The organism is Glutamicibacter arilaitensis Re117 (assembly GCF_000197735.1).
Taxonomy (GTDB): domain Bacteria; phylum Actinomycetota; class Actinomycetes; order Actinomycetales; family Micrococcaceae; genus Glutamicibacter; species Glutamicibacter arilaitensis.
In genome coordinates this window covers 2,242,515-2,258,200 of sequence record NC_014550.1, presented here as the reverse complement: position 1 = coordinate 2,258,200, position 15,686 = coordinate 2,242,515, and the positions used below count along the sequence as shown (strand labels likewise).

At 60.3% G+C, this 15,686-nt stretch carries 14 protein-coding genes and 1 pseudogene; 2 read left to right on the top strand and 13 right to left on the bottom strand.

The genetic code is table 11. The features are described 5' to 3' along the window. Positions 1–80: 80 nt before the first annotated feature. The 8 genes from AARI_RS10830 to msrB all read right to left on the bottom strand — a co-directional run bounded on the left by AARI_RS10830 (position 81) and on the right by msrB (position 9,469). Positions 81–2,204: a 3-hydroxyacyl-CoA dehydrogenase NAD-binding domain-containing protein gene (locus tag AARI_RS10830; RefSeq protein WP_013349329.1), complete on the bottom strand. Its 2,124-nt coding sequence runs from the start codon at positions 2,202–2,204 to the stop codon at positions 81–83. Between the two features lie 10 nt (positions 2,205–2,214). After that, positions 2,215–3,465: a thiolase family protein gene (locus tag AARI_RS10825; RefSeq protein ID WP_013349328.1), complete on the bottom strand. Its 1,251-nt coding sequence runs from the start codon at positions 3,463–3,465 to the stop codon at positions 2,215–2,217. 159 nt (positions 3,466–3,624) lie between these two features. Next, positions 3,625–4,875, bottom strand: coding sequence for an HRDC domain-containing protein (locus AARI_RS10820; protein WP_013349327.1), 1,251 nt, complete (start codon positions 4,873–4,875; stop codon positions 3,625–3,627). 46 nt (positions 4,876–4,921) lie between these two features. Then, positions 4,922–5,560, bottom strand: a complete 639-nt coding sequence (locus AARI_RS10815; protein WP_013349326.1) for a DUF3000 domain-containing protein — start codon at positions 5,558–5,560, stop codon at positions 4,922–4,924. 61 nt (positions 5,561–5,621) lie between these two features. After that, positions 5,622–6,683 (bottom strand): threonine aldolase family protein, encoded by a 1,062-nt coding sequence (locus tag AARI_RS10810; protein ID WP_013349325.1) that lies wholly within the window; start codon positions 6,681–6,683, stop codon positions 5,622–5,624. Positions 6,684–6,764: 81 nt separating this feature from the next. Continuing rightward, positions 6,765–7,448, bottom strand: coding sequence for an SDR family NAD(P)-dependent oxidoreductase (locus AARI_RS10805; protein WP_013349324.1), 684 nt, complete (start codon positions 7,446–7,448; stop codon positions 6,765–6,767). Between the two features lie 43 nt (positions 7,449–7,491). Continuing rightward, positions 7,492–8,877, bottom strand: coding sequence for a DUF6421 family protein (locus AARI_RS10800; protein WP_013349323.1), 1,386 nt, complete (start codon positions 8,875–8,877; stop codon positions 7,492–7,494). A 148-nt stretch (positions 8,878–9,025) separates the two neighbouring features. Further along, the gene (gene msrB / locus AARI_RS10795; protein ID WP_013349322.1) at positions 9,026–9,469 is read right to left on the bottom strand and encodes a peptide-methionine (R)-S-oxide reductase MsrB; all 444 of its coding nucleotides are present in this window, start codon (positions 9,467–9,469) and stop codon (positions 9,026–9,028) included. Between the two features lie 62 nt (positions 9,470–9,531). Here msrB and AARI_RS10790 point away from each other — a divergent pair, with 62 nt between their 5' ends. Then, positions 9,532–10,752: an alpha/beta hydrolase family protein gene (locus AARI_RS10790; RefSeq protein ID WP_013349321.1), complete on the top strand. Its 1,221-nt coding sequence runs from the start codon at positions 9,532–9,534 to the stop codon at positions 10,750–10,752. A gap of 45 nt (positions 10,753–10,797) precedes the next feature. Here the strand turns inward: AARI_RS10790 and AARI_RS10785 are convergent, their stop codons facing one another. The 4 genes from AARI_RS10785 to AARI_RS10770 all read right to left on the bottom strand — a co-directional run bounded on the left by AARI_RS10785 (position 10,798) and on the right by AARI_RS10770 (position 13,143). Beyond that, entirely contained in the window at positions 10,798–11,097 is a 300-nt protein-coding gene (locus AARI_RS10785) for a hypothetical protein (protein ID WP_041649826.1), read from the bottom strand. A gap of 136 nt (positions 11,098–11,233) precedes the next feature. Next, positions 11,234–11,737: a Cys-tRNA(Pro) deacylase gene (gene ybaK, locus AARI_RS10780; RefSeq protein ID WP_013349319.1), complete on the bottom strand. Its 504-nt coding sequence runs from the start codon at positions 11,735–11,737 to the stop codon at positions 11,234–11,236. A 54-nt stretch (positions 11,738–11,791) separates the two neighbouring features. Beyond that, positions 11,792–12,232, bottom strand: coding sequence for a SufE family protein (locus AARI_RS10775; protein WP_013349318.1), 441 nt, complete (start codon positions 12,230–12,232; stop codon positions 11,792–11,794). After that, positions 12,229–13,143 carry a sulfurtransferase gene (locus AARI_RS10770; protein ID WP_013349317.1) on the bottom strand — a complete coding sequence of 305 codons (915 nt, stop codon included), beginning with the start codon at positions 13,141–13,143 and terminating at the stop codon, positions 12,229–12,231. The genes AARI_RS10775 and AARI_RS10770 overlap by 4 nt, the downstream gene beginning before the upstream one ends. A 215-nt stretch (positions 13,144–13,358) precedes the next feature. On the opposite strand from AARI_RS10770, the gene zapE reads away from it, so the two are divergent. Then, entirely contained in the window at positions 13,359–14,399 is a 1,041-nt protein-coding gene (zapE, locus tag AARI_RS10765) for a cell division protein ZapE (RefSeq protein ID WP_013349316.1), read from the top strand. Between the two features lie 24 nt (positions 14,400–14,423). Here the strand turns inward: zapE and AARI_RS10760 are convergent. Next, positions 14,424–15,611, bottom strand: a pseudogene (locus AARI_RS10760) (benzoate/H(+) symporter BenE family transporter). Positions 15,612–15,686 lie beyond the last annotated feature (75 nt).

The following is a 15,686-nucleotide window of genomic DNA, read 5'->3' as shown; positions in this document are numbered from 1 at the left end:
TGTGAGGTAAGCAATCCCAGCGCCTTATTTAGTTGCAATGCTCAGGGAGGAACATCGCAACCCGAGACGGCTTGGTTGTATCAGCCGTTGAACTTCTTGCCGTTGACACGTTCGGAGGCTCCGACCTGATCCAGGTACGGGGTGATGCCGCCTAGATGCATCGGCCAGCCGGCACCGGTGATCATGCACAGATCAACGTCGGCTGCTTCAGCTACGACGCCTTCATCCAGCAAGAGGCCAATTTCCTGGGCCAGCGCATCTTGAACGCGAGTCAAGATCTGTTCCTGGGTTGAAGGCTGATTACCGAAAGTCATCAGCTTCTCGGCTTCAGGGTTCAGCACCTGGTTTCCAGCTTCATCCTTGACCCACAGGGTGGTGATCTTTGCGTCGATCAGCTTCTGCAAGTTGGCTGAGACCGTGAAACGTTCGCCGAAGGCGGCGTTCAAGGATTCGTTGACGTGCTGTGCCACCGGTAGGCCCACCATGGCCAAAAGGGTCAGCGGGCTCATTGGAAGCCCCATTGGGGTCAGTGCCGCATCAGCAGTCTTCGGGTCGGTTCCCTCATCGAATGCTGCCTGGACTTCACTCATCAGGCGAAGCAGCACACGATTGACGACGAACGCAGCAGCGTCCTTGGTCTTCACCGTGGTTTTCTTCAGCTTCTTGCCCAGCACGAATGCGGTGGACAAGGAAGAATCGTTGGTCCATTGCGTGGCAGCAATTTCCAGCAGTGGCATCACTGCTACCGGGTTGAAGAAGTGGAAGCCAACCAAGCGTTCTGGATGCTTCAAGTCGCGGCCCATTTCGGTCACCGAAAGCGAGGAGGTGTTGGTGGCCAGGACGCACTCGGGGGAGACCACGGCTTCAACCTCGGCGAAGACCTGCTTCTTGACATTCAGCTCTTCGAAGACGGCTTCAATGACGAAGTCGGCATCCGCGAAAGCTTCCTTGGTGACCGAACCGGTGACCAGCGCCTTGGTGCGGTTCACCGCATCCTGGCTCATCCGGCCTTTGGCGTGCAGCTTATCGATTTCGCCGTGGATGTAGGCAAGGCCCTTGTCCACGCGCGACTGGTCCAAATCGGTAATGACTACCGGCACGTTCAACCGGCGGACAAAGAGCAATGCCAGCTGGCCAGCCATCAGTCCTGCGCCGACAACGCCCACCTTGGTCACTGGGCGGGCCAGCTTCGGATCCGGCGCACCGGCCGGGCGCTTGCCACGCTTCTGGACCAGATCCAAGAACGCGTAGACGGTGTTCCGGAACTGCGGGGTGCTCATCAGCCCGGTCAGCGCTTCAACCTCAAGCACAGCAGATTCCTGCTGCGAGATGGTCATGGCCTTGCGGAAGACTTCGATCACCTTGTATGGCGCCGGAGCGGCACCGGAGAGCTTGGCATCCACGAATTGCTCGGCTGCATCGGCTGCTTCCAGCCAGCGGCGGGCAACTTCCGGATCGGTTGGGTCTACGGCATTAGGACGCTTGACTTCAGTGGTGCCGGAGATGACGCCGTCAGCAAAGCCGATGGAACGCTCGATGAAGTCAGCAGATTCGAACAATGCGTCGGCCACGCCCATCTTGGCAGCCGCCGGACCCGAGAGGGTGCGGTTGTTGCTCAGCGGGTTCTCGATCATGACCTTCATCGCGTTTTCCGGGCCGACCAGGCGCGGCAGGCGATAGACGCCAGCCCACCCAGGAATCAGGCCGAGGAAACCTTCTGGCAAGCCCAAGGCGCCGGCGGTGGTGCTCACCGTGCGGTAGTTGCAGGCCAGTGCGATTTCCAGGCCGCCGCCAAGTGCTAGGCCGTTGATGAAGGCGAAGGTAGGAACACCCAAATCAGCGAGCAGCTCGTAGGTGTAGTGACCCAGAGAAGCCATGGCGGTTGCTTCGCTTGGTGCGCTCAGGCGGGTAACGGCCGACAGGTCGGCGCCGGCGATGAGGAAATATGGCTTTCCGGTGATGGCCAAGGCATCGATTTCGTCCTTCTTGGCGCGTTCGGCCTGCACTTCCAAAGCGGCGCGCAGTTCCAACAGGCTGTTAGGCCCCAAGGTAGTTGGCTTCTTGTGGTCCAGGCCGTTATCCAAGGTCAGCAACGCCAGCGTCTTGCCGCTTGGCAAAGCCACATCCTTGACGAAGGAATGGGTGACGGTCTCGTCGTGCATCAGTTCGGCGACGACTTTGAAGTTTTCGTTGTATGCAGTCATTGTTTCTTCCTTACGCCTTGCTGCCGAAGTCCGCGTGGTTTGGGTTTTCCCAGATAATGGTGCCGCCCATGCCCAAGCCGATGCACATGGTGGTGATGCCATAGCGCACCGAGTGGTCTTCGGAGAACTGGCGGGCCAACTGGGACATCAGGCGCACGCCCGAGGAAGCCAGTGGGTGTCCGACGGCGATGGCTCCGCCGTAGCGGTTCACGCGTGGGTCATCCTGGTCGATGCCGTAGTAGTCCAGGAATGAGAGCACCTGGACGGCGAAGGCTTCGTTGATTTCGAACAGGCCGATGTCTTCGATGCCCAAGCCTGCCTTGGCCAGTGCCTTTTCGGTGGCCGGGACCGGGCCGTAGCCCATGACATCTGGCTCTACGCCGGCGAAGGCGAAGGAGACCATGCGCATCTTCGGCGCCAGCCCCAGCTCGCGCACCGCAGCACCACTGGCAAGCAGGGCGGCGGTGGCGCCGTCATTCAAGCCTGCCGCGTTGCCGGCGGTCACGTGCCCGTGGGCGCGGAATGGGGTGCGCAGTTGCGCCAATGACTCCATGCTGGTCTCTGGCCGTGGCGGCTCGTCAACGGTGTTGACCGCCCAGCCATCGCCCGGCCGCTTGGCTGCCACTGGGATCAGGTCAGCCTGGATCTGCTGGTTCTCGTAGGCCTTGGCGAGCTTGGCCTGAGAGGAAACTGCGTAGCGGTCAGCGCGTTCTTTGGTGATCTGCGGGAAGCGGTCGTGCAGGTTCTCTGCGGTGTTGCCCATGTTCAGCGCCTGCGGGTCCACGATGCGCTCGGAGAGGAAGCGTGGGTTCGGGTCGGCACCGGCACCCATTGGGTGGTTGCCCATATGCTCCACGCCGCCGGCGATCACTACGTCGTAGGCGCCGAAGGCGATGCCGCCGGCGGTGGCGGTGACTGCGGTCATCGCGCCAGCGCACATGCGGTCGATGGCGAAGCCGGGTACGGACTTCGGGATGCCGGAGAGCAGGCCGACGGTGCGGCCCAGGGTCAGGCCTTGGTCTCCGGACTGGGTGGTTGCGGCAATGGAGATCTCATCGATCTTCTCGGCGGGTACTTCCGGATTGCGCTCCAGCAGGCCGCGTACGGCCTTGACCGCCAGGTCATCGGCGCGAGTTCCGTGGTAGATGCCTTTCTCGCCGGCTTTGCCGAATGGGGTGCGTACCCCGTCGATGAAGACGATATCGCGGTCGTCGAGCGAGGGATGCGCGTTGTTGCGCGCGGTCGAAGCGTTGGCACTCACCGTCGGGCTCCTTGGGATAGTTTCATGCTGCCCGCTAGAGCAAGGCAGTGGCCATCATCACTGTGACCTGAAACATACGTTACTCAGTAGTAACTTGAAGTGCAAGTGCTGCACCTCGAATATCCAAGAAGTGTGGATGAATTCCTCGAAAAAACCGGTTTAGCTCTGCTTTAGCGCCTCTGCCAGCTTTGCCGAAATCAGGTCCCGCTGCCATGCTCGGGCACCCAGTGTCTGCAGTTTCTCGCGCACGCTGGTTTCGCTGATGCGCGTTGGCGCGTTCCAGCAAAGCTCACGCAGATACTTGGGGGTCAGTAGATTCTCGCCAGGAATATTCCAGTGCTCGCTGACTTCATTGATAACCAGCTTCGCAGCTTCCAAGCGGTTCGCCGCGGCCGGGTTCTTTTCGGCCCAGGCGCGTGGGTGTGGCAGGCCGGTCTTTGAAGCGCGCAAGTCTGGCAGGTCCTTGGTGCTTTGGCCGCGTTGGATCGCATCGACCCAGCGTGCGGCGTCGCGTTTGGCGTTGCGCGTGTGGAAGCCTGGTATCTGCAAAAGTGCTGGCACGGAAGTGGCGCGCTTTTCAACCGCTGCCATGATGGCGCGGTCCGGGATCAAGCGCCCTGGTGCAACGTCGCGGGAGCGGGCCAAGGATTCGCGTGAAAGCCACAGCTCGCGAGCTATCGCAAGATTGCGGCGGCTCTTGAGCTTATGGATGCCCGACAGCTTGCGCCATGGGGTATCGGCCGGCACTGGATCTGGCAGGTTTCGTTCATGCTCGAATTCTTGGATGGCGAATTCAAGCTTGCCCTGCTCCTCAAGGGTTGCGGTGATGGCCTGGCGCAGCTCTTCAAGGACTTCGACATCCAGTGCTGCATAGTTCAACCATGACTCTGGTAATGGGCGAGTGGACCAATCCACCGCCGAATGCTCCTTCGCCAGCTGGAGGCCGAGCAATTCACCCACCATGGTGCCTAGGGAGACGCGTGGGAAGCCGGCCAGGCGGCCGGCCAGTTCGGTATCGAACAGCGCGGTGGGGGACATGCCCAATTCATGGAGGCAAGGCAAATCCTGGGTGGCTGCATGCAAAATCCATGGCTGTGCGTTAACGAAAGTCCGCAGTGGGCTCAGATCATCGAGGGTTTCTGGATCAACCAGCCAAGTTCCGGATCCTTCTCGGCGGATCTGCAGGAGGAAGGCGCGCTGGCCGTAGCGGAATCCGCTGGCTCGTTCGGTGTCCACTGCCAAGTCGCCGGTGCCAGCTTCCAAGGCGCGGACTGCTCGACGCAAGGCTGGTGCCGTGTCGATGACTTCTGGGATGCCATCACGTGGCTCCGTGAGTGGCGTGAGGACCGGTTGGTCAGCCTCAGGGGCCGTGGTGGATGATGCAGGAGCGGAAGAGTCAGAATTCGGCATGGTGCTTCCATTCTAGGACTATTTGGCTCCGCCGCATGGATGGTCGCTAGCTCATGCGCCGATGGGGAAGCTGCTGCACACCTTCAGGCAGCGGGGGCAGGCCGGCAAAAGTGCACACCATATCGGCCCAAGCACTCAGGTGGGTACCCAGGTGATCAGAGTCAGGGGACCACGAAGCACGCAGTTCAATGTCGATGTGGTCCTGCTCGCCGGCAAGATTCCCAAAAGATTCAGAAATTACGCGGGTCGCGGTACCACCAGCGGAATGGTAGGAGGCATCGCGTTCCCGAAGTGCTTCTTCCAGCCATGACCAAGCAACCGAAGCCAGCATCGAATCCTGTCCCATCTCGTGGTCCAAGCGGGCTCGGATATAGGTGACGATGCGAAATTGGCCGTTCCATAGTTCTTGGCCCTCAGGGTCGAAAAGGAGGATGAAGCGACCGGTGGCCAGCTGCTCGGCTGGTTGCAGGAAGGGGGTGCGGCCAATTTCCTGGCCTTCGGGACCATGTCCGGGGGCAACCACATCCATGACATCGCCGCTGAGCGCCAGCGCGAACGGCGCCAATCGGCCAGGGGCGGGGATTTCGGTGAACTTCAGTTCTTTGCGCACCTGGGCATGCGACAACTCTTCGAGGGCTTTGACAAAGGCCTCGGGGATGACGGAAGCAGGGCGATCATTGGTCACAATTTGAGTCTAAACGCGCCGTACCCGAGCATGGGTACGGCGCGCCGACTGGGGAGGGGTGCTAAGCGGTGGCGTAGGCCCCGCACAACTCGCGCAGCTTGGAAATGAATGCCTCGACGTCTTCTTCAGTGGTGTCGAAGGAGCACATCCAACGCACCTGGCCAGCGGCACGATCCCAATCGTAGAAGCGGAAATGCTCACGCAGCTGATCGCTGATTTCGGTAGGCAACTGGGCGAAAACGCCATTGGCCTGGGTTGGGTAGACCAGCTCCACGCCCTCGATGTCGCCTACTGCCTGCGAGAGCTTGGCGGCCATCGCGTTGGAGTGGCTAGCAAGTTCGCGCCACAGCTCCGTGCCGTAGAGCTCGATGAGCTGGGCTGAGATGAAACGCATCTTCGAGCTGAGCTGCATGTTCATCTTGCGCAGGTACTTCAGGTCAGCTGCCAGCTCGCTGCGCAGGGTCAGGATGCCTTCGCCGAGCAGGATGCCGTTCTTCGTTCCGCCCAAGGAGACGATATCCACGCCGGCATCGGTGGTCAGCGCACGCAGCGGCACGTTCAAGGATGCTGCGGCGTTGGAGAGGCGCGAACCATCCAGATGCACGTTCATGCCCAGCTTGTGAGCATGATCGGTGATGGCCTTGATTTCCTCGGGAGTGTAGATCGTGCCCAGCTCGGTGGCCTGGGTGATCGATACGGCCAGCGGCTGGGCGCGGTGCTCATCGCCCCAGCCCCAGGCTTCCTTGTCGATCAGTTCCGGGGTGAGCTTGCCATCGGGGGTGTCGACCTGAAGCAGCTTGAAGCCGCCCACGCGCTCCGGGGCGCCGTTTTCATCCACATTGATATGTGCTGACGAGGCGCAGATGACCGCACCCCAGCGTGGAAGCAAGGACTGCAATGCGGTGACATTGGCGCCGGTGCCATTGAAGACCGGGAAGATCTGGGCTTCCGGGCCGAACACGTTGCGGGCGACATTGCCCAGTTCCTCGGTGTAGTGGTCTTCACCGTAGGCGATCTGATGGCCGCCGTTGGCGCGGGCGATCGCATCCATGACACGCGGGTGCACACCCGAGTAGTTATCCGAAGCGAAACCGCGAACCGAAATGTCGTGGGGAGAAGTCATCTGTAATGATCCTTAGTCGTTCAAGGGATGAAGTTGTGGGCAAAGCCAAGGTGGTCTCCGACGGGAGACCCGCACAGCTAGTTAGGCCTTGGGAAGCAAGAGACGGGTTCCATTGAGCTCGACGGCCGGCTTTTCAAGCAGGGCTGTCGCGGCCTCGGCGAGGTATTGAACCGGGGTGTGTCCTGCAGGAGCTTCTTCCGGGGACTTGTCGCTCAATGCCTTCACGACCCAGCTAATGGCCGCAGCCTGCTCCGCCTGCTTGGTGAACAGGCGCGCGATCGCGTTGACCCAATGCTCGGCAGCAGCCTTGACCGCACCGTAGTTGGCGTTGGAAGGCGTGGGGTTCAGTACAGCTTCGGCACTGACGATCGCCAAGCGGCCGGCATCCGAAGCCACCAGATCGTCAACGAACGCCCGGGTGGTGTTGCGCAGGGTGCTCAGCACGCTGTGATGAAGGAAGTCCCAGTCCTCGTCGCTTTGGCCGGTGATGGACTTGCCACCACGCCAGCCCCCGACCAGGTGGATCAGCGCATCGACGCGTCCATGCTCTTCATGGACCTGTAGCGCCAAATGCTTGACCGCTTCGAAGTCTCCGAGGTCGCATTCGTAGCGCCCGTGCGCGAATGCCAGGCGCTCGTCGAGCCGTTGTTGGTTGCTTCCCACTGCAAGCACACGCGCTCCGGCATCGACCAACGCGTTGGCGCTGGCGATGCCGGAGGCGGAAGTAGCACCGGCAATGAGCACTAGTTTGGATGTCTCTTTCACGGAGATTCTTTCTTTGCTCACATTTTCTAGCCTAGAGGAAAGGCTAGATTTTCGTTATGCCGGTCATGCCCTTGGTCGATTCGATGACGGACCTCATCTTCTTGTTCAATGCTTCATAGAACATCGACAGCGGAAACTCGTCATCCATGACCTGATCGGTAATCTCGCGCAAAGGCGCGGTCAGCGGAAGTGCATCCGGACCCTTGGCCCAGACTGACGCCGGGTTCGGAGTGACGGTCGCCGAGACCAGTTCATAGGCTGCAATCCAGTGGGCCAGCTTCGGGCGATCGATCGACTTCCAGTACAGCTCGTCAATTGCATCCCCCAAAGCTGCAACTACCTCGGGTACCTGGTCCCAATCGATGCTCAGCTTGGTGTCGGTCCAGTGCAGCACGTGGTGCTGGTGCATCCACGCGAAGAGCAGCTGGCCGCCCAGACCGTCGTAGTTGCGCACACGCGACCCGGTAATCGCGAAGCGGAAGATGCGGTCGAAGATCACTGCGTACTGCACGAGCTTGGCCATCTTGGCGCTCTTCGGGTCCGAGTCGGGATTCGCGGCAATCTTCATGCATTCGCGGAAAGCCGTCAGGTCGCAACGCAGCTCTTCGAGGGAGTACAGGAAGAAGGGCATGCGCTGCTTGATCATGAATGGGTCGAAGGGCAGGTCGCCGCGCATGTGGGTGCGGTCGTGGATCAGGTCCCACATGATGAAGGTTTCTTCGGTCAGGTGCTGGTCCTTGAGCAGTTCAGCGGCATCTTCCGGCAACTCGAGGTTGGTGATGCGCGCTGCTTCTTGCAGGACCTTGCGGAAGCGGACAGCTTCTCGGTCCTGGAAGATGGCGCCCCAGGTGAAGGACGGGGTTTCGCGGATAGCCACGGACTCTGGGAAGAGCACCGCGGAGTTCGTGTTGTAGCCTTCGGTGAAATCAACGAAGCGCAGCGGTACGAACAGAGCGTTGGTGTAGCTATTGCTCTCCAGCTCGGCTATGAACTCAGGCCACATGACCTGAACCAGTACGGCTTCGAGGTGGCGGTTCGTTGAACCGTTCTGGGTGTACATCGGGAAGAGCACCAAGTGCAGCAGGCCATCTTCACGCTGGGACTGCGGCTGGAACTGCACCAGCGAGTCGAGGAAGTCGGGCACTCCGAAACCGGCGTCTGCCCACTTGCGAAGATCGCCAACGAGCTGCTCCAGGTATGGTGCATCGTGTTCGAAGTGCACGCGCAGAGTGTGGATCGAATCGACGATGGACTCAACGAGCTTGGCTGCCTGAGCTGCGGTGCCGCTCTCGGCCAGGGACCCGTCCTGGGCCTGGAGGCCCTGGAATTCGGTGGCGGCAGACTTCAGGGTCAGCCAAGCTTCGGAGTTTGCGATCTGCAGTACTTCTGCATCGGTGGCCGTTGCCGGCTTGGAGGAAATCTGAGTCATTTCGTACACCTTCTTTTCAAGTTTGGGGAGCGCTCAATTGCCTATTCTCAACGCTACGCCCAAACAACAGAAAATATGATGCTAAGTCATCTATGCCCAAGTAACTCTTATTCTAAATGTGATCCATGCCCTGCCACCGTCAAGGACATTAGCCCTGAGCTGGACGCAGAGTCAGGCTTAGGGAATTCATGCAATAGCGCAGATCGGTCGGGGTCTTGAAACCCTCGCCCTCGAAAACATGGCCCATATGCGAATCGCAGCTGGCGCAACGGACCTCGACACGTTTCATGCCCATGGACACATCGCTGATGTAGCGCACCCGATCCTCGGCCAGCGGCGCGAAGAAGGAAGGCCAGCCGCACCCGGCGTCGAACTTCGTGGTGCTGGCAAACAGTTCTGCACCGCAGGCACGGCAGGCGTACACGCCCTCGGTCGTCGTATCCCAGTATTCACCGGTGAAGGGACGCTCGGTCCCAGCCTGGCGCAAAACGTGGAATTCTTCTGCGGACAAGATTTGCTGCCACTGCACATCACTGCGCTCGGACTCATTATCTGCTGGCTGTACTGGTTGGTTTACTGATTCATTGCTCATGCAATATGAAACGTTCGAGCATGCTGGATGATTCCCGGGCCAGGTCATGGAAAGATGAAAACATGGCTCGGAACATCACAGATACCTTGCAACCACGCAAAGCACTGCCGGCAACCCTGATTGGGGTTGGGCTCGGGCTTGGTGCTGGATCCCTGGTGGCCGCCAGCGTTTCAGCGCTCGCCGGTTACTTCGCCCGGCGCGTGGTCACACCGGAAGAACGCCGCACTGGCAACAGCGTCATTCGCGAAGTCCGTACAGATTCCGAAGGAAAACTCTGGCTGCATTTCACCAAGGACGACGAAACCAGCGAGCCGGGCCCCTGCAGCTTCCTCACCGAATTCGATTCCTGCGCACTGCGCCTGTCGGCACCCGAAGACGTCCCGGGCAAGCCCCGACTGGTTGCGCGCAAAATTGAGAAGATCTATCACGGCACCTTGGAAGGAGTGCGCCGCGGGAATTTCTCCGGCGCAATCTACGAACACCCCTCGGATCTGGGCTTTGAAGCAGAAGATGTGGTCGTACCCCTCGACGGTGGAGATGGCCCAGCCTGGCTGGTGCGTGGCTCTGCAAACGAAGATCTCTGGGTTATCGGTGTCCATGGCCGAGGTGCTCGACGCAATGAATCTATCCGTGCCCTGCCAGCATTAAGCGAACTTGGTGCTACGACCTTGCTGATGAGCTACCGCAATGATGGGCTGGCACCCAGCGCCCCTGATGGCCGCTACGGACTGGGGGACACCGAATGGCACGATGTGGAAGCGGGAATCCAATTCGCCTTGAACCACGGAGCCAAGCAGATCATCTTGCTGGGCTGGTCCATGGGAGGTGCCATCGGCCTGCAAACCGCAGATCGCAGCGAGCTGGCCCACCATATTGACTCACTCATGCTGGTCGGACCGGTGATCAATTGGGTTGATGTGCTCTCCCACCAGGCCAGAGCCAACAAGATCCCGCGATCTGTCGGCCTCTTCGGCCAATGGCTGCTGTCCAACAAGGCCGGACGCTGGGTCACCGGCCAGGCCGCACCGGTGAATCTTCGCCGGTTGAACTGGGTGGAGCGCGCCGAGGAATTAAAGCTCCCGACTCTGATCATGCATAGCCGGGATGACGAGTTCGTCCCCAATGGTCCGAGCCTGAAGCTAGCTGCCCTCCGCCCGGATCTGGTGACGCTGAAAACCTTTGCCAAGGCAGGCCATACCCGCGAACCGAATGTGGATCCGCAAGGATTCGCCAAAGCCATGACCGGCTTCCTCACCAAGCGCATAGCCGCGCGCGCAAGCTAACCCCGAAACGGTTTTGAACCTGGGTCTAAAGTGGGATACCCCCGCTCAGGCTTGGGCCAAGGCCTGGCGCAGCTGCTCGATGCTCGGGCTTCCCGCAAGCCCGCTGGGCGTAGCGTAGAGCCGGCAATAGAATCCGATTTCCGCGTCGTGGCTTGCAAAGGGATCGTTGCCATCGACGAGCAAGGTGGGGGACCCGCGAAATTCGTGCTCCACCGCTTCCTCGGCGGTGGCGATCGCCTGCGTGCGCAATTCAAGATCATTGCGCTCGGCCATTATTGCCAGCACAAGCTCTTCAAGCTCTTGCCAGTTCGGGCAACGGGCAAAATACTGCAATACCAATTTCATGCGCTGCTTCATGGGTCCGGGCCGCCTCTTCCTCAGCCGATGCCCGCAGCTGGCCTGCGGGCACAGAAAAGGCCATGCCCGGCAAGAGGAACTGTTCAATAGTCTCTCGCGGGCATGGCCCTTTGCACAATGGCTGCTAGTGCACAGCGATCTGGGCCCAGATGGCTCCGGTCGCCTTAGCGGCATCCCGCGGTGCGATCTCCAAGCTGAAACCGCGCCGGCCGCCAGAAATAAACACCGTGTCAAACTGCTGGGCACTTGCATCTATGACGGTATCGGTCTTCTGCCGCTGCCCGAACGGGGATATGCCACCGAGCACATAACCGCTGCGGCGCTGCGCCGCGGCCTTATCAGCCATCTGAGCTTTCTTCTTGCCCAGTGCGAGGCCGATAGCTTTCAAATCCAGCTTCGAATCCACCGGAACCACAGCCACGGCCAGATCCAAGGCAGGATTGGCCCCGGTGGAGACCATCAAGGTCTTGAAGACCCGGTCGCCGCTGACGCCTAATTGCTCGGCTGCCTCAGCGCCGTAGCTGTCAGCTGAATCGCTATGCGCATAGCTATGCGCGACATAGCTGATGCCGGCTGCTTCCAGCGCGGCGGTAGCCGGTGTGGATGCGGACTGCTTCTTCTTGCCCACTGCTCTTAGATCCTTCGCTACGATTAATTGGCAATGCTGTGCTGCAAGGAGAACCTACGCGGCCAGCTGCTCTGAAATCTGGCGCTTGATGCGGCCGAGCATGGCAGTCATGCCGCGCATGCGCAGCGGCGAGAGCGCACGGGTGAGCCCCAGCTGCTGCGGCATGTCATCGGGCACCGCCAGGATTGACGCTGCATCGGCGCCATCCAAACCGGCGGCCAGCACCGAGGCGAAGCCGCGGGTAGTTGGCGCTTCCGGGGGAGCGGAGAAGAACAGGTTCACCGTGTGGTTAGCCTCGGCACCGACCTCAACGACCAGGAACAGCGGCGACTGGCACTCGACAACCTGCTCGAAGAGCTCAGGATGATCGGCCAGGCGTGCTGGCAGCTCAGGCAGTTCGCGCGAGTATTCCAGCAGCAGTTCCAGGCGGTCGGCCTCGGGAACTTCGATGAATTCCTCGACGATTTCGTTCAGTTCATTGGGGACGTGGCTCATGCGCGGGCTCCTCGCTTGGCTGGCAGCTCGCCCACCGCTTCACCGCGCACGATCGGCACGCCCACGGCGTTGCCCCACTCGGTCCACGAACCGTCGTAGTTGCGCACGGTCTCGAAGCCCAGCAGGTGCTTGAGCACGAACCAAGTGTGGCTCGAACGCTCGCCAATGCGGCAGTAAGCCACCACATCGTCCCCTGGCTTCAGGCCGGCACCCTCAAGGTAAATGGCTTCCAGCTCTTCGCGCGAACGGAACGTGCCGTCCTCGGCAGCGGCCTTGGCCCATGGCACCGAGGCGGCGGTCGGGATGTGCCCGCCGCGCAGGGCGCCCTCTTCAGGGTAATTCGGCATGTGGGTGCGTTCGCCGGTGTATTCCTCAGCCGAACGCACGTCGATCAGCGGGTTGCCCAGGTGGTTCAAGACCTCTGGCAGGAACGCGCGGATTTTCGAATCAACGCGCTCGATCACCGGGTACTCGGTCGGGGTTACAGCTGGCTTCTCGGTGCTCAGCTCGCGGCCTTCAGCGATCCACTTGTCGCGTCCGCCATCCATCAGGCGTACATCTTCGTGGCCGAACAACGTGAAGACCCACAGTGCGTAGGCAGCCCACCAGTTGGACTTGTCGCCATAGATGACCACGGTGGACTCGCGGGTGATGCCCTTGGCGGCCATCAGCTTCGCAAATCCCTCGCCATCGACGTAGTCACGGGTGACCTCATCGTTCAGTTCGGTGTGCCAGTCAATCTTCAATGCCCCTGGTACGTGGCCGGTGGAATAAAGCAAGATGTCTTCATCCGATTCCAATACGACCAGATTCTCAGCTCCGAGGTTCTCGGCCACCGACTGGGTGGAAACGAGCCGTTCTGGGTGAGCGTAGGCTGCATACTTCTCGTTGGACTCGACGGGCAACGACATTCCTAATCACGATCCTTGCGGGTGTCTGTTTCTGCCGCGCTGGAGCCAGCGGGCAACGGGCGTTACTTCTAGCCTAGTCCCGATCGATTGTGAACACAGTGTGGGCTACGACATTTTAGGCAATTATTGGGCGCGTTCAAGGTAAACTGGCCGATGGGAATGCCACGGCTTCCTGACTAATTTCTGAGCAATCAACTGAAGGACTCCCACAGCCAATGGCGACGATCACCCACCTGAGCGAGACCAAGCCGAATCTTTCAATCGAAGAACTGCTGGCCGGCTTCCACCCGTCCTACCGCTTTGGTGAAGTGTCCTTCAATACCTATCGCCCGGATCCGAACCAGCCATCGCAGACCGAAGCGGTCAATAAGCTCAAGGCTTTCGCTGAAACCGTAGGCAAGAACAGCTCCGGTTCTTTCTTGTCCAAGCTTTTCGGCAAGAAGAAGGAAACCAAGAACGGCATCTACCTCGATGGCGGATTCGGTGTGGGCAAGACCCACTTGCTGGCTTCCCTGTGGCATGCGGCCCCGGGCCGCAAGGCTTTCGGCACCTTCGTTGAATACACCAATCTGGTTGGCGCATTGTCCTTCCGCCAGACCGTTGAAGTGCTCAGCCAGTATTCGCTGGTTTGCATCGATGAGTTCGAACTGGATGATCCCGGAGATACCGTGCTGATGTCCCGCCTGATGCGCGAGCTGTCCGATGCCGGCGTGAAGCTTGCCGCGACCTCCAATACCCTGCCGGGCGCACTGGGCGAGGGGCGCTTCGCAGCAGTGGATTTCCAGCGTGAAATCAAGACCCTCTCCGAGCAGTTCGACGTGCACCGTGTTGAAGGCGAAGACTTCCGCCACCGTGGCCTGCCTGATGCTCCTGTGCCCCTGGCCGACGGGGAGATCGAGTCGTTCGCCCAGGATCGCTACCAGGACAAGACCCTTGCCATTGATAATTTCGATGAACTGGTAGCGCACCTCTCGAAGGTCCACCCATCGCGCTACCGCCAATTGCTTTCCGAAACTGACGTGCTGGTTCTGCACAACGTAGATACCATCACCGACCAGGCCATCGCCCTGCGTTTCGTTGTGCTCGCTGACCGCCTGTACGACAAAGACGTGCCAATTGTTGCCTCCGGCAAGCCCTTCAGCGAACTCTTCACGCCGGAAATGATGTCCGGTGGCTACCAGAAAAAATACTTCCGAGCCGTATCGCGCCTGACCGCGCTCGCCCGTGAAGGGCAGGTCGGGGAACCGGCCATCTAATTAGGCAACCGCAGTCCTGCCACTTCATCGTCGAACGCTCCGTTCGACGATGAAGTGCGTTAAGAGCCCTGCCACTAGTGCCCAGAAAGCACCGCCTATGCCGAAGAGCGTAAGGTTGCCGGCAGCCACCAGTACGGTCGCCAAGGCGCTCAGCCGCCAAGTGGAATCGGACATCGCGCCGAGCAGAGCATTCGCCAGTGTAGCCAGCAGGGCCAATCCGGCGGCCGCCTGGAACAGCCCTTCGGGCGAGGCGCTGGCCACTGAAACGATCAGCGCGCTCAAGGCGCCAAAGACCAAATAGAACACTCCGGAACTTGCCGCGGCCCGCCAGCGCAGCCGGGGTTCTGGACCGGCCTGCTCGCCGGCGGCCAATACCGCAGTGATTGCAGCCAAATTAATCGCATGTCCGCCGAAGAATGCACCGCTTGCCGAACCCGCACCGGTCACCAGCATCGAGGCTCGCCAAGGCACGGTGTACCCGAAAGAACCGAGCATGGCCACTCCCGGAATGTTCTGCGAGGCCATGGTCACGACGAACAACGGAATGCTGATGCTAGCGATGGCCTGCCACGAGAATTCGGGGCTGACCCAATGCAGCTGCGGAAGCACTTCCAGGGAGTCCCACGTCGCTGTGCGGCCAATGTGCCACAGGCCGAAACCCACCGCTGCAAGCATGCTCAGCGCGACGGCAAATTTTGGAACGATCCTGAGCCCGAGCAAGAACACCAGGAGGATTCCCAAGGCGGGCATCGGGATCGTGGCAACGGCGGTAAAGGGCTTCAAGCACAGGGGTATCAAAACGCCGGCAAGCATGCCTTGGGCGATTGGCACCGGAATGCGGGTTAGCAGTCGATGCAAGGACGGCACCAAACCGGAAAGCACTAACAACGCTCCGCTGACCACGAATGCGCCCACGGCCTGGTTGAACCCGAAAACTCCTGGGGCCAAGGCAGCGAGCATCGCAGCACCTGGGGTGGACTAGGCGATGCTGATCGGCACACGGTATCGAAGCGAGAGCACCATCGTGCTCAAGCCGACGCAGACGGACAGGATGAGCAATCCCGAGGCGGCTTGTTCCACGGAGGCCCCCACTTGGAACAGTCCGGACAGCACGACGGCGAAAGAAGCCACGAACCCCACCATGGTGGTGACCAGACCAGCAATAGCTGACTGAAAGAGGCCGCCTCGATCTGGCGGTATGCGATGAGTCATACTTTTTTGTACATGGTCGAACCGTCTGGCCGATAATCAGCAGGAATTAAGGTCCTGATGTGACATTAAAGCAAG